General features: G+C 56.3%; 8 protein-coding genes. 6 read left to right on the forward strand and 2 right to left on the reverse strand.

Annotated elements, in window-relative coordinates; translation table 11 throughout:
- The first annotated feature begins 185 nt into the window (after positions 1 to 185).
- The 5 genes from KCG39_RS16545 (at position 186) to pckA (ending at position 6,333) form a co-directional block, all read left to right on the forward strand.
- Positions 186 to 2,315, forward strand: a complete 2,130-nt coding sequence (locus KCG39_RS16545) for an intracellular growth attenuator family protein (RefSeq protein ID WP_004126056.1) — start codon at positions 186 to 188, stop codon at positions 2,313 to 2,315.
- Between the two features lie 62 nt (positions 2,316 to 2,377).
- Positions 2,378 to 3,061 (forward strand): GMP/IMP nucleotidase, encoded by a 684-nt coding sequence (gene yrfG, locus KCG39_RS16550; protein WP_004126058.1) that lies wholly within the window; start codon positions 2,378 to 2,380, stop codon positions 3,059 to 3,061.
- Complete coding sequence (gene hslR / locus KCG39_RS16555; RefSeq protein WP_004126060.1) at positions 3,058 to 3,459, forward strand: ribosome-associated heat shock protein Hsp15; 402 nt, start codon at positions 3,058 to 3,060, stop codon at positions 3,457 to 3,459. The genes yrfG and hslR overlap by 4 nt, the downstream gene beginning before the upstream one ends.
- Before the next feature lie 18 nt (positions 3,460 to 3,477).
- Entirely contained in the window at positions 3,478 to 4,362 is an 885-nt protein-coding gene (gene hslO, locus KCG39_RS16560; protein ID WP_162626051.1) for an Hsp33 family molecular chaperone HslO, read from the forward strand.
- A gap of 348 nt (positions 4,363 to 4,710) precedes the next feature.
- A complete protein-coding gene (gene pckA, locus KCG39_RS16565; protein ID WP_211811431.1) occupies positions 4,711 to 6,333 on the forward strand; it encodes a phosphoenolpyruvate carboxykinase (ATP) in 1,623 nt (540 codons plus the stop codon).
- A 46-nt stretch (positions 6,334 to 6,379) separates the two neighbouring features.
- Here pckA and malQ read toward each other — a convergent pair whose 3' ends face one another.
- Together malQ and malP are read right to left on the reverse strand one after the other, a co-directional pair.
- The gene (gene malQ, locus KCG39_RS16570; RefSeq protein ID WP_087828644.1) at positions 6,380 to 8,473 is read right to left on the reverse strand and encodes a 4-alpha-glucanotransferase; all 2,094 of its coding nucleotides are present in this window, start codon (positions 8,471 to 8,473) and stop codon (positions 6,380 to 6,382) included.
- 10 nt (positions 8,474 to 8,483) lie between these two features.
- A complete protein-coding gene (gene malP / locus KCG39_RS16575; RefSeq protein ID WP_087828643.1) occupies positions 8,484 to 10,874 on the reverse strand; it encodes a maltodextrin phosphorylase in 2,391 nt (796 codons plus the stop codon).
- Between the two features lie 619 nt (positions 10,875 to 11,493).
- Here malP and malT point away from each other — a divergent pair.
- The gene (gene malT / locus KCG39_RS16580; RefSeq protein ID WP_004126077.1) at positions 11,494 to 14,199 is read left to right on the forward strand and encodes an HTH-type transcriptional regulator MalT; all 2,706 of its coding nucleotides are present in this window, start codon (positions 11,494 to 11,496) and stop codon (positions 14,197 to 14,199) included.
- Positions 14,200 to 14,336: the final 137 nt, after the last annotated feature.

Raw genomic sequence — 14,336 nt, forward strand, 5'->3', positions numbered from 1 at the left:
AGTATTTGAGAATATACTGATTCCTGGATTTTAACGCTTTTGATAAGGTTGTATGCTGCTGCATTACATAATAGATTTTCCCGCGTTGACGTAATTAAGTGCCGATTTCGACGGCTGTTTTACCTCTATTGATGAATGGCAACCGACGATACCAGTAAGAAAAGAATAACTATGATGGGATGGGCATGGGCACCTTTCTGATATTTTTGTTAGCTCTGCTGATCTGCGCATTGCTTATCGGGTGGTGGTATCGCACGCATGCAAGACGTCGTCGCCTGCCGCTGCTGCACGCCTTTAGCGATGCCGCGACGCGCAAGCTTTCCGATGAAGAGCGTAGCGCCGTAGAAAAATACCTCGAAAGCCTCAGCCGTAACCAGCAGTTGCCAGCGTCTGGCGCCAGCACCGCGCCGGTCAACCTGACGCTGAACGAACAGAGCGGTACCGTGTATAGCGTCACCCGCGCCATTACGCGCTACGGCATCACCACCGATGACCTCAACAAATGGCGCTACTTCCTTGATTCAGTGGAAATTCATCTGCCCCCCTTCTGGGAGCAACATATCAACGATGAAAACAGCGTCGAGTTAATCTCCACCGATAGCCTGCCGCTGGTGATTGCTCTGAATGGGCAAACGCTCAGCGACTATCCTCAGGAATCCCGGGGGTTTGCGCTTGAAAAAGCCGCGGTGCCTCAGGCATCCATCCGCGGGGAAGAGAGCGAGCAAATTGAGCTGCTAAACATCCGCCCGGAAACGCCAGAAGAGCATGCGCTTAGCCGCCCTGACGGCCTTCGCGAAGCCATTCTGGTGGTTGCCGCCTTCCTGCTGTTTTATTGCAGCCTGATAACCCCGAACGTTTTTTCGCCCTGGCTGCTGGGCGGCGGGTTACTCCTGCTGCTGGCAGGCGTATGGGGGATCTACGCTCCCCCGCGTAAAACATCGCTGCGGGAAATTCACTGTCTGCGCGGCATGCCGAAACGCTGGGGGTTGTTTGGCGAAAATAACCAGGAACATATCAATAATATTTCCCTCGGCATTATCGACCTTATCTACCCGCGCCACTGGCAACCATGGATTGCGCAGGACCTCGGCCAGCAAACGGATATCGACATCTACCTCAGCCGCCACGTTGTCCGCCAGGGCCGCTTCCTGTCGCTGCATGATGAGGTCAAAAACTTCCCGCTTCAGTACTGGCTCCGCAGCGCGATTATCGCCCTCGGCGCGCTGCTGATCGTCGTGATGCTGTGGGCCAGCGTACCGCTGAATATGCCCTTTAAATTCACCCTTTCATGGCTCAAGGGCGCGCAAACTATCGAAGCCACGACGGTTGCCCAGCTGGAGAAGTCAAAGATTCGCATCGGCGACACGCTGCGCCTGAAAGGCACAGGAATGTGCAACATCCACTCGCCGGGCGCCTGGACGGCAAAAGAGAACTCGCCGTTTATGCCGTTCGATTGTTCACAAATCGTCTGGAATGATGCCCCTCCCCTGCCGCTGCCGGAGTCAGATATCGTCAGTAAGGCCACCGCCCTGATGCAGACCGTCCAGCGCCAGCTCCATCCCGAATCCGATGACGATTCGCGCGTCAGCCCGGCGCTACGTTCCGCCATTCAGAAGTCAGGCATGGTGCTGCTGGATGATTTTGGCGATATCGTCACAAAAACCAACGACCTGTGCTCTGCGAAAGACGATTGCGTTCGTTTGAAGAATGCGCTGGTTAACCTCGGTAATACCCGCAACTGGGAAGCCCTGACCAAACGCGCCAGCGCGGGCAAACTGGACGGCGTCAACGTCCTGTTACGCCCGGTAAGCGCGGAATCGCTGGAGAACCTGGTCACCACCTCCACCGCGCCGTTCATCAGCCGTGAAACCTCGCGCGCGGCTCAGGCGCTGAATAGCCCGGCACCCGGCGGTTTCCTGATTGCCAGCGATGAAGGCAGTGATCTGGTAAATCAGCCGTGGCCAGGCACCGGTTTATATGATTTCCCTGCTCACCAGCAGTGGAGCGAACTGCAGCGTCTGGCAGGCATGCTAATGCACACGCCATTCCAGGCAGAAGGCATCGTCACCAATCTTTACACCGATGCCAACGGCACGCAGCATATCAACCTGCATCGTATTCCTGACCGCTCCGGGCTGTGGCGCTACCTTGGCACAACGCTGCTGCTGCTGACCATGCTGGGCTGTTCGGCGTATCACGGTATCCAGGCTTTTCGTCGCTATCAGCGCCATCGCCAGCGTCAGGAAGAGATCCAGAAATACTACGAAAGCTGCCTGAATCCGGTTCTACTTTCCTCACCCGACCAGCAAGAATAATTCTCTACGCGACGGGGTGTGATACCCTGTCGCGCAATTTCCCCCCTCGCTGGAGACTGACCATGCATTTTGATATCGCCTGGCAAGAGGTTGATACCGTTCTGCTGGATATGGACGGTACGCTGCTCGACCTCGCCTTCGACAACTACTTCTGGCAAAAACTGGTTCCGGAAACCTGGGGCGCCGCGCGGGGGCTCAACCTGCAGGAAGCCAGAGACGCGATGCGCCAGGAGTATCATGCGGTACAACATACGCTAAACTGGTACTGCCTGGACTACTGGAGCGAGCGTCTGGGTTTGGATATTTGTGCGATGACCAGCGAGCAGGGGCCAAGGGCCGCGCTGCGTGAAGATACCGTGCCGTTCCTTGAGGCGCTTAAAACCAGCGGCAAACGGCGGATTTTGCTGACCAATGCCCACCCGCATAATCTGGCGGTGAAGCTAAAGCATACCGGTCTGGACGCGCACCTTGATTTATTGCTTTCCACCCACACATTTGGTTATCCGAAAGAGGATCAGCGGCTGTGGCACGCAGTGGCTGAAGAAACCGGCTTCGACGCGCGCAATACGCTGTTCGTCGACGATAACGAGGCGATTCTGGACGCGGCGGCGGAGTACGGCATCCGCTATTGCTTGGGTATCACCAACCCCGACTCCGGGCTGGCGGAAAAAAGCTACGCTCGCCATCCTGGGTTGAACGACTACCGGCATCTGATCCCCTCGCTGACCCTACAGGAGAGGCCATGAAAGAAAAACCCGTCGAAGCCGTCAGGCTGGACAAATGGCTGTGGGCAGCCCGCATTTATAAAACCCGAGCGCTGGCGCGCGAGATGATTGAAGGCGGCAAAGTGCACTATAACGGGCAGCGCAGTAAGCCTGGCAAAGTGGTCGAGCTGAACGCGACCCTGATGCTCCGCCAGGGCAATGACGAACGCACCATTGTGGTAAAAGGCATTACCGAACAGCGCAGGCCCGCCAGTGAAGCCGTCGCGCTTTATGAAGAGACGGCTGAGAGCATCGAGAAACGCGAGAAAGTGGCGCTGGCGCGGAAAATGAACGCCCTAACCATGCCGCATCCCGACAGGCGACCGGATAAGAAAGAGCGCCGCGACCTGATGAGATTTAAACACGGCGATAGTGAATAACTGTGGCCCGCAAGAGAGATGATTATGACTCAACACGATCAATTACACCGCTATCTGTTTGAAAACTATGCCGTACGCGGTGAGCTGGTAACAGTTTCAGAAACTTTAGAACAGATTCTGACCAACCATAGCTACCCGCAGCCGGTGAAAACCTTGCTGGCGGAACTGCTGGTCGCTACCAGCCTGCTGACCGCCACGCTGAAGTTCGCGGGCGATATTACCGTTCAGCTGCAGGGCGATGGCCCGCTGTCGCTGGCGGTGATCAACGGCAACAACCAGCAGCAGATGCGCGGTGTCGCCCGCACCCAGGGCGAGATCCCGGAAGGGGCGGACCTGAAAACCATGGTCGGTAATGGTTATCTGGTCATTACCATCTCTCCGGAAGAGGGCGAGCGCTATCAGGGCGTGGTTGGTCTTGAAGGCGATACGCTGGCGGCCTGCCTCGAAGATTACTTCCAGCGCTCTGAACAGCTGCCAACCCGACTGATCATCCGTAGCGGTGAACACGAAGGTAAACCAATGGCCGGCGGCATGCTGCTGCAGGTTCTGCCGGCGCAGGACGCGCAGGCGGCTGATTTCGAACATCTGAGCACCCTGACCGAAACCATCAAAGCTGAAGAGCTGTTTACCCTGCCCGCGAACGATGTGCTCTGGCGCCTGTATCACGAAGAAGAAGTCACCGTTTACGAGCCGCAGGGCGTTGAGTTTAAATGCACCTGCTCTCGCGAGCGCTGCGCCGGCGCGCTGAAAACGCTGCCGGATGAGGAGATCGATAGCATCCTGGCCGACGAAGGAGAAATCGATATGCACTGCGACTATTGCGGTAATCATTACATCTTTAATGCGATGGATATTGCCGAAATTCGTAACAACGCCTCCCCGGCCGATCCGCAAATCCATTAATCCCCACTCTGTCAGGCGCGGTTTTCCTCCTCGCGCCTGACGTCAACGATTTTTCTTCGCGTGGTGAATCGATTCCCCATGAAAGAGTTACGTAATTTTCTTTCAGGTAAGCGATTACATTCACATTTCAACAGTTTTTTTAATTACTTTTTAACCATTAAGAAACATCTACCCCCACTGTAGCCCTAATTCCTGAGATAATCCCCTACGCCTCGTGACAGGAGTCACAACGTTTTTCGTAAGTCCGCCGTTTGTCGAGATACGTAAATCTATGAGCCTGGTCGCGGTCTATACCCCGTAATAAACCCTACAATTTAAAGCAGTACATATTGGCTAAGGAGCAGTGACATGCGCGTTAATAATGGTTTAACCCCGCAGGATCTCAAGGCTTATGGTATCAATGACGTCCAGGATATCGTCCATAACCCCAGCTACGATACATTGTATCAGGAAGAGCTCGCCCCCAATCTGGAAGGTTATGAACGTGGCGTATTAACAAATCTTGGTGCAATCGCCGTAGATACCGGTATTTTTACCGGCCGTTCTCCAAAAGATAAGTATATCGTTCGTGACGACACCACCCGCGATACCGTGTGGTGGGCCGATAAAGGCAAAGGTAAGAACGACAACAAGCCGCTTTCTGAGGAAACGTGGCAGCACCTGAAGGGGCTGGTGACCCGCCAGCTCTCCGGCAAGCGCCTGTTTATCGTTGACGCCTTCTGCGGCGCCAATGCCGACACCCGCCTGAGCGTCCGCTTTATTACCGAAGTCGCCTGGCAGGCGCATTTCGTGAAAAACATGTTTATTCGCCCAAGCGAGGAAGAGCTGGCAAACTTCAAGCCGGATTTCATCGTGATGAACGGCGCTAAGTGCACCAACCCGCAGTGGAAAGAACAGGGCCTGAACTCCGAAAACTTCGTCGCGTTCAACCTGACCGAGCGCATCCAGCTTATCGGCGGAACCTGGTACGGCGGCGAAATGAAAAAAGGGATGTTCTCGATCATGAACTACCTGCTGCCGCTGAAGGGCATCGCTTCCATGCACTGCTCCGCCAACGTCGGGGAAAAAGAGGATGTCGCTATCTTCTTCGGCCTTTCCGGTACCGGCAAGACCACCCTCTCTACAGATCCGAAACGCCGCCTGATTGGCGATGACGAACACGGCTGGGATGACGACGGGGTATTCAACTTCGAAGGCGGCTGCTACGCCAAGACCATTAAGCTATCCGAAGCCGCAGAGCCGGATATCTACCATGCGATTCGCCGCGATGCGCTGCTGGAGAATGTGGTCGTGCTGGCTGACGGCACCATCGATTTTAACGACGGTTCAAAGACCGAAAACACCCGCGTCTCTTATCCGATCAATCATATCGAGAACATCGTTAAGCCCATCTCCAAAGCCGGTCATGCCACCAAGGTTATCTTCCTCACCGCTGACGCCTTTGGCGTTCTGCCGCCGGTTTCTCGTCTGACCGCCGACCAGACCCAGTACCACTTCCTGTCTGGCTTCACCGCCAAGCTGGCCGGTACCGAGCGCGGCGTCACGGAGCCGACGCCAACCTTCTCCGCCTGCTTTGGCGCCGCCTTCCTGTCTCTGCACCCAACGCAGTACGCAGAAGTGCTAGTGAAACGCATGCAGGCTTCCGGCGCCCAGGCCTATCTGGTCAACACCGGCTGGAACGGTACCGGCAAACGTATCTCGATCAAAGATACTCGCGCCATTATCGATGCGATTCTTGATGGTTCACTGGACAATTCCGAAACCTTCACTCTGCCGATGTTTGAGCTGCAGATCCCGACCGAGCTGCCGGGGGTGGATACCCATATCCTCGACCCGCGCAACACCTACGGCTCGCCAGAGCAGTGGCAGGAAAAAGCGGAGCAGCTGGCGAAGCTATTCATCGAGAACTTTGAGAAATACACCGATACACCAGCAGGCGCTGCGCTAGTAGCCGCTGGGCCGAAACGCTAAAGAGAATAAAAAGCCGGGAATCGCTTCCCGGCTTTTTTGGCTTACATCAGGCTGGCTTCTTCTTACTCGCCGCCTTGCGCCGCTTATCCAGATCCTTAATCAGCTTATTTACCTGCTCATCGGCAAACATCGCCTCAAGCGTAGTGGAAAGCTTACGACGCCAGTTTGGATACTCGGTGCTGGTCCCGGGAATATTGACCGGCTCGGCCATCACCAGCCAATCTTCCGGCTGCAGGCCCAGCAGCGCGCTGTTGCTGTCGGCGATATAGCGCTGCATTCCGCGATTCAGGGTTGGCGTCATCGCCATCAGCGACGCTTTATGTCCGGTACGCTTCGGCAGACAGCCATAGCGGTGCAGAGCATCCAGCAGCCCCTGCTTCGCCAGCTCGCGATCCTGATACAGTCCGCGTAATACCACCTCATCCGGATACAGGCCGAGTGATTTACCCAGCGTCAGGTCGCCGCTTTCCCAGTAGCCGCGCAACGTTGGCAGGTCATGCGTCGTTGCCACAGCCATTGATTGCTCCGGATACGCCTTCGGCGCACGGAAAGCCTTTTCGTGGTCATTTTCGAAATAGAGCACTTTGTAGGAGTAAACGCCGCTTTTACGCAGCTTGCCGACGATCTCAACCGGTACGGTTCCCAGATCCTCGCCGATCACCATACAGCGATGACGCTTACTCTCCAGCGCCAGAATCGACAAAAGATCGTCTACCGGATACTGCACATAGGCGCCGTGATCGGCCGTCTCGCCGTAAGGGATCCACCACAAACGCAGCACCGACATGACATGATCGATGCGTAGCGCCCCGCAGTTTTGCATATTCGCGCGCAGCAGCTCGACGAAAGGCTCATAGGCGCGCGCCACCATGATATGCGGATCCATCGGCGGCAGGCCCCAGTTTTGCCCCAGCGGGCCCAGGATATCCGGGGGCGCGCCGACGGAGGCTTTCAGGCAGTACAGCTCGCGATCGCACCAGGTTTCCGCCCCGCCTTCCGCAACGCCCACCGCCAGGTCGCGATACAGGCCGATCGGCATGGCGTCGTTTTGGCTGGTATGCCAGCACTCGGCAAACTGGGTATAAGCGAGCCACTGCAGCCACAGGTAAAAATTCACCTCATCGGCATGTTCGGTGCAGAACGTTTTAACCTCCGGGCTATCGGTATCCTGATAAGCCTTCGGCCACGCGGGCCAGCCCCAGCGCATCGGGTCCTGTTGCACCTGCCAGGCATGCAGCGCGTCAAACGCCGCCTGCCAGTACAGGCTGTCGCCCTCGCGGGTGACAAACTGGCGAAACTCCGCCATCGCCTCATCGTTGCGCGCAGAAAAACCTTTCCAGGCCATGCGCAGCGCGGTGAGCTTAAGGGCGGTCACGGCGGTATAGTCAACGTCATCGGTCTGGCGCGCGGCCTGTAAAGTCTGCTGCGTAGCCGGTGATTGCCACCATTTCTGCGCCTCTTTGCTATGACGGAAATCCTCTACCGCATTGACGTCAATATAGATAACGTTGAGCCAGCGGCGCGAAGAGGGGCTGTACGGACTGGCGCTCTCCGGGTTAGCCGGATAGAGCGCGTGAATCGGGTTAAGTCCGATAAACGAGCCACCCCGGCGGGCGATTTCCGGCAGCATCGCGCGTAAATCGCCGAAGTCGCCAATCCCCCAGTTCTTCTCCGAGCGCAGCGTATACAGCTGCACGCAGGTTCCCCACAGTTTCTGGCCATCCTTCAGCGCCTGCGGTTCGTAGCAGCGCGCGGGCGCGACGATCGCCCGGCAGTGCCAGCGATCGCCGTCCTGAGTCAGCGTGAGCGTATGATACCCTTCCGGTAATCTTGCCGGCAGCGGCAGCGTTTCACCGCCGCGCGCCTGGCCCTGATACTGTTTCCCTTCTTCGGTAGTGAGGATCCAGTGAAACTCCCCCTGGCCCGCTACCGGCAGAGACATCTTTTTGCCGTGGGTGAACACCTGCACCGCTGGCAGTGGGTTAACCACCGCCTTCGGGGTGATGGTGGTACGATGCATCGCATCAAGCAGCCGCTGCTTGGTGGCCGCAGCAATGGACTGCGGCTTACCGTGCGCGTTGATATAGCTTGGGCTTATTCCCGCCGCCAGGGCTGCGTTATCAAGGCGTTTAGTCTCCATAGGCCTGTCCTTAGCGTTTTGCCTGCCAGATACGTTGCTGATAATCGCGAATCGAGCGGTCGGAGCTGAACATGCCGCAGCGCGCGGTATTCAGAATCGTCGCGCGCGTCCAGGCTTCCTGGTCGCGATACAGCTCATCAACCTGCTTCTGCGCCGCCACGTAGGCTTCAAAATCTGCCAGCACCAGGTACGGGTCGCCGCCTTTCAGCAGGCTGTGCAGCATCTGGTCGAAAGCATGCTTATCGCCATCGCTGTATTTACCGCTCTCCAGCTCTTTTAGCACCGCGTCCAGCAGCTTGTCTTTCTTACGCCATTTCAGCGGATCGTAGCCTTTGGCCTTCAGCGCTTTCACTTCTTCCACGGTATGACCGAAGATAAAAATGTTTTCTTCGCCTACCTGCTCAGCGATTTCCACGTTCGCTCCATCCAGGGTTCCCACGGTCAGCGCGCCGTTCAGCGCCAGCTTCATGTTGCCGGTACCGGAGGCCTCTTTACCCGCCGTTGAGATCTGCTCGGAGACATCCGCCGCCGGGATCAGCATTTCCGCCGCCGAGACGCAGTAATCCGGCAGGAATACCACTTTCAGCTTATCGCCGACCAGCGGATCGTTGTTGATCGCGGCGGCAACCTTATTGATCGCCCAGATAATATTCTTCGCCAGATAGTAGCCCGGCGCCGCTTTCGCGCCGAACAGGAACACGCGCGGTACGCGGTCCACCTGCGGGTTCTCGCGAATTTCTTTGTACTGCGCAAGAATATTCAGCAGGTTCAGGTGCTGGCGTTTGTACTCGTGCAGGCGCTTGATCTGGATATCGAAAATCGCCTGCGGATTAATCTCGATACCGGTACGCCGCTTCACAAACTCCGCCAGACGAACTTTGTTAGCCAGCTTAATGTCGCGATACATCTGACGGAACTTAGCGTCATCGGCATATTTTTCGAGGTTGATCAGCTGGTCGAGATCGTTGGCCCACTCTTTCTTCAGGGTTTTATCCAGCAGCGCGGCCAGAGCCGGGTTGCACTGTTTGATCCAGCGGCGCGGGGTAATACCGTTGGTGACGTTATGGAATTTATTCGGCCACAGCTGGTGATATTCCGGGAACAGATCTTTCACCACCAGGTCGGAGTGCAGCGCGGCAACGCCATTAACCGCAAAGCCGCTCACCACGCACATGTTCGCCATGCGAACCTGTTTATCGTGCACCACCGCCAGTTTCGCCCACACCTGCTTATCGCCCGGCCAGGTTTTATCCACCAGCGTTTTAAAGCGGTCATTAATCTGTTTGATGATCTGCATGTGGCGCGGCAGAAGCGCTTTCACCAGCTTCTCATCCCAGCACTCCAGCGCTTCCGGCATCAGGGTGTGGTTGGTATACGCGAAGGTTTTGCTGGTAATTGCCCAGGCGTCGTCCCAGCTCAGCTGATGCTCATCAATCAGCACGCGCAGCAGTTCCGGAATCGCAATCGTCGGGTGAGTATCGTTAAGCTGGATGACTTCATAATCCGCCAGCTCCGCCAGCTTGCGGCCCGCCAGATGATGGCGACGCAGAATATCGGCAACCGAACAGGCGCACTGGAAGTACTGCTGCATCAGACGCAGTTTTTTACCCGCCTGATGGTTATCGTTCGGGTAGAGAACTTTCGTCAGTTTTTCGGCGTCAATGCCCTGCTGTTCGGCACGCAGGAAATCGCCATCGTTGAATTTGGTCAGGTTAAACGGATGCGCGTGCTTAGCCTGCCACAGGCGCAGCGGCTGAGCCACGTTGTTACGGTAGCCCAGCACCGGCAGATCCCAGGCTTCGCCGGTAATCACGAATGCCGGTACCCACTCACCACTTTTGGTCACTTTACCGCCGAGGCCAACCTGCACGTCCAGCGCTTCGTTGTGGCGGAACCACGGGTAGCTATTACGCCCCCAGTCATCCGGCGCTTCCATCTGCTGGCCATCAGCGAAAGATTGGCGGAACAGGCCGTACTGGTAGTTCAGGCCGTAGCCGGTCGCCGATTGTCCCACGGTGGCCATAGAATCAAGGAAACATGCCGCCAGACGACCGAGGCCGCCGTTGCCCAGGCCCGGGTCGATTTCCTCTTCCAGCAGGTCGGTCAGGTTAACGTCATGCGCCTGAAGCTCATCGCTGACCTGCTGATACCAGCCAAGGTTAAGCAGGTTGTTGCCGGTCAGGCGACCAATCAAAAACTCCATGGAGATATAGTTTACGTGGCGCTGCCCTTCGGCCGCTTGCGCTACCGGCTGAGCCGACAACAGCTCGGACAGCGCGCCGCTTACGGCGCGCCACCACTGACGCTGGGTCATCTCGGAAGCGGACTGTAAACCAAAATGCTGCCACTGACGCGTCAGTGCAGCCTGAAACTGAGCTTTGTTAAAAGAAGTCTGTGACATAAGTAATCCGGGTCCTTTACTAAAACGTTAGCGTTAGTGTGCCGACCTCCCGGAGTCACGTCCTCATCCCGCCAGGGATTAGCCGGGGAGGAGTAGCAGGGATGAGCGAAAAGTGTGATCGTGGCCACTATTACGTTAGCTTACCGGCAAAAATTATGCTGCAAAATTCGCCACGCCGGAACCACAAATCGGCCTGCTTACCGCGCTAAATTTTGTTACAAGCCAGGACGATAAAAGCGGGCAAAACATCGATTTGTAAATATTGCCAAATAAAAGTAAATATCTGCAGAATAAACGGACTGTAATGCAGAAATAGCTCAAAAAGATGACTTATAAGATTTCACTGATAATATTTCATTAAAAACAAACAGCTACTAATTTTGTAATAAAAGATTAGCTTATCGTGCCTAAAACTTCCGCAATCCCAATAACCGCGCGCGCTGCCGCGCATTTATATGAATTTCTCTCACTATGCAAATTTGTGACATAGAGCAAATTCAAGAGCATAAAACTCGGACATAACTTGCAATAAAATTCATTATGGCCGACCTTATTGGATATTAATTACGAAGCGCAAAAAAATTCGCAATTCCTCACTTGCACAGCGAAATGAAGAACTATGTTGATTCCGTCTAAATTAAGTCGCCCGGTCCGCCTTGAACACACTGTGGTTCGTGAGCGATTGCTGGCGAAACTTTCCGGCGCGAACAATTATCGTCTCGCGTTGGTGACCAGTCCGGCTGGATACGGTAAAACCACGCTCGTTTCTCAATGGGCGGCGGGGAAAAACGATCTCGGCTGGTTCTCGCTGGATGAAGGTGATAACCAACAGGAGCGTTTTGCCAGCTATCTTATCGCCGCCGTTCAGCAGGCGACAGGCGGCCACTGTGCGGCCAGCGAAGCGATGGTGCAAAAGCGCCAATACGCCAGCCTGCCCTCTCTCTTCGCGCAACTGTTTATTGAGCTGGCCGACTGGCAGCGCCCGCTATTCCTGGTGATTGATGATTATCATCTGATCACCAATCCGGTTATTCATGATGCGATGCGTTTCTTCCTCCGCCATCAGCCGGAAAATATGACGCTGGTGGTGCTGTCGCGTAATCTGCCGCAGCTGGGTATCGCCAACCTGCGCGTGCGCGATCAGCTGCTGGAAATCGGCAGCCAGCAGCTCGCTTTTACCCATCAGGAAGCGAAGCAGTTTTTCGACTGTCGTCTCAGTTCGCCTATTGAGGCCGACGATAGCAAAAGGCTGTGCGACGATGTTGCCGGCTGGGCCACCGCGCTGCAGCTGATTGCCCTCTCGGCGCGCCAGAACAATACTTCCGCCCATCACTCCGCCCGTCGTCTTGCCGGTATTAACGCCAGCCATCTTTCTGACTATCTGGTCGATGAGGTGCTGGATAACGTGGACCCGCGGACGCGTAACTTCCTGCTAAAAAGCTCGCTGCTGCGCTCGATGAACGATGCGCTCATCGTCCGCGTCACCGGCGAAGAGAATGGCCAGATGCAGCTGGAAGAAATTGAGCGTCAGGGATTATTCCTGCAGCGGATGGACGACTCCGGCGAATGGTTTCGCTACCATCCGCTGTTCGGCAACTTCCTGCGCCAGCGCTGCCAGTGGGAGCTGGCGGTCGAACTGCCGGAAATTCACCGTGCGGCCGCTGAGAGCTGGATGGCGCAAGGCTTCCCGAGCGAAGCTATTCATCACGCCCTGGCCGCGGGTGACGCCAAAATGCTGCGCGATATTCTGCTCAACCACGCGTGGGGCATGTTTAACCACAGCGAACTGAGTTTGCTGGAACAGTCCCTCGCCGCGCTGCCTTGGTCAAACCTGCTGGAAAACCCGCGTTTGATTCTTTTACAGGCCTGGCTGATGCAGAGCCAGCACCGCTATAGTGAAGTCAATACCCTGCTGGCGCGCGCCGAGCAGGAAATGGATTCGGAAATGGACACCGCCATGCACGGCGATTTCAACGCCCTGCGTGCCCAGGTGGCGATCAACGCCGGCGATCAGGACGAAGCCGAGCGCCTGGCGATGGTGGCCCTTGATGAACTACCGCTGGCCAGCTACTACAGCCGCATCGTTGCCACATCCGTACACGGCGAAGTTCTGCACTGCAAAGGCCAGTTGAGCAAATCGCTGGCGGTCATGCAGCAGACGGAACAGATGGCCCGCCGTCATGACGTCTGGCACTACGCGTTATGGAGCATGATCCAGCAAAGCGAAATTCTCTTCGCACAGGGCTTCCTGCAGGCCGCCTGGGAAATTCAGGAAAAAGCTTTCCAGCTCATTCGTGAACAGCATCTGGAACAGCTGCCGATGCATGAGTTCCTGCTGCGTATTCGTTCCCAGCTCCTGTGGGCCTGGGCACGGCTGGATGAAGCGGAAACCTCCGCGCGCAGCGGCATGAACGTGCTCTCGTCCTATCAACCGCAGCAGCAGCTGCAGTGCCTGACGCTGATGGTGCAGTGCTCGCTGGCGCGCGGCGATCTGGATAACGCCCGCAGCCATTTGAATCGCCTGGAAAACCTGCTGGGCAACGGTCATTACCATAGCGACTGGGTATCCAATGCCGATAAAGTCCGGGTTATCTACTGGCAGATGATCGGCGACAAAGCCGCCGCGGCAAACTGGCTGCGCCAGACGCCAAAACCGGAGTTCGCCAATAACCACTTCCTGCAGAGCCAGTGGCGCAATATCGCCCGCGCGCAAATTCTGCTCGGCGATTTTGATTCCGCCGAAATGGTACTGGATGAGTTAAACGATAACGCCCGCTCGCTGCGTTTGATGAGCGATCTGAACCGCAACCTGCTGCTGCTCAACCAGCTCTACTGGCAGGCAGGGCGTAAGAGCGAGGCGCAAAAAGCGCTGCTGGAAGCGCTCACCCTCGCGAACCGCACCGGGTTTATTAATCATTTTGTCATTGAAGGCGAAGCGATGGCGCAGCAGCTGCGCCAGCTGATTCAGCTCAATACGCTACCGGAGCTGGAGCAGCACCGCGCCCAGCGTATTCTGCGCGATATCAACCAGCATCATCGCCATAAGTTCGCCCACTTTGACGAGAGCTTCGTCGAGCGGCTGCTGAACCATCCGGAAGTGCCGGAACTTATCCGTACCAGCCCGCTGACCCAGCGCGAATGGCAGGTGCTGGGGCTCATCTATTCCGGTTACAGCAACGAGCAGATCGCCGGTGAGCTGGACGTGGCCGCCACGACGATTAAAACACATATCCGTAATTTGTATCAGAAGTTGGGCGTGGCGCACCGCCAGGATGCCGTTCAGCATGCCCAGCAGCTGTTGAAAATGATGGGATACGGCGTATAAGCCGCTATCGGCTGGCCTTATACATCGCCACCCTGATTAATCGCCGGCGGAAAAATTTCCCTCCGCCTGGCGTTCTCCCTCTCCATCACCGGAGATAAGCGCGTGACGTATCACCCGCGGCATCACGCCATGCGGCG

The sequence above is a fragment of the Klebsiella pasteurii genome (genome assembly GCF_018139045.1).
In the GTDB taxonomy this organism is placed as follows: domain Bacteria; phylum Pseudomonadota; class Gammaproteobacteria; order Enterobacterales; family Enterobacteriaceae; genus Klebsiella; species Klebsiella grimontii.

Bases quoted from the DNA above. Each gene is read 5' to 3' on its own strand.
- yrfG (WP_004126058.1), top strand. From the start codon at position 2,378: ATGCATTTTGATATCGCCTGGCAAGAGGTTGATACCGTTCTGCTGGAT.
- KCG39_RS16545 (WP_004126056.1), top strand. From the start codon at position 186: ATGGGCACCTTTCTGATATTTTTGTTAGCTCTGCTGATCTGCGCATTG.
- malQ (WP_087828644.1), bottom strand. From the start codon at position 8,473: ATGGAGACTAAACGCCTTGATAACGCAGCCCTGGCGGCGGGAATAAGC.
- pckA (WP_211811431.1), top strand. From the start codon at position 4,711: ATGCGCGTTAATAATGGTTTAACCCCGCAGGATCTCAAGGCTTATGGT.
- malT (WP_004126077.1), top strand. From the start codon at position 11,494: ATGTTGATTCCGTCTAAATTAAGTCGCCCGGTCCGCCTTGAACACACT.
- malP (WP_087828643.1), bottom strand. From the start codon at position 10,874: ATGTCACAGACTTCTTTTAACAAAGCTCAGTTTCAGGCTGCACTGACG.
- hslO (WP_162626051.1), top strand. From the start codon at position 3,478: ATGATTATGACTCAACACGATCAATTACACCGCTATCTGTTTGAAAAC.
- hslR (WP_004126060.1), top strand. From the start codon at position 3,058: ATGAAAGAAAAACCCGTCGAAGCCGTCAGGCTGGACAAATGGCTGTGG.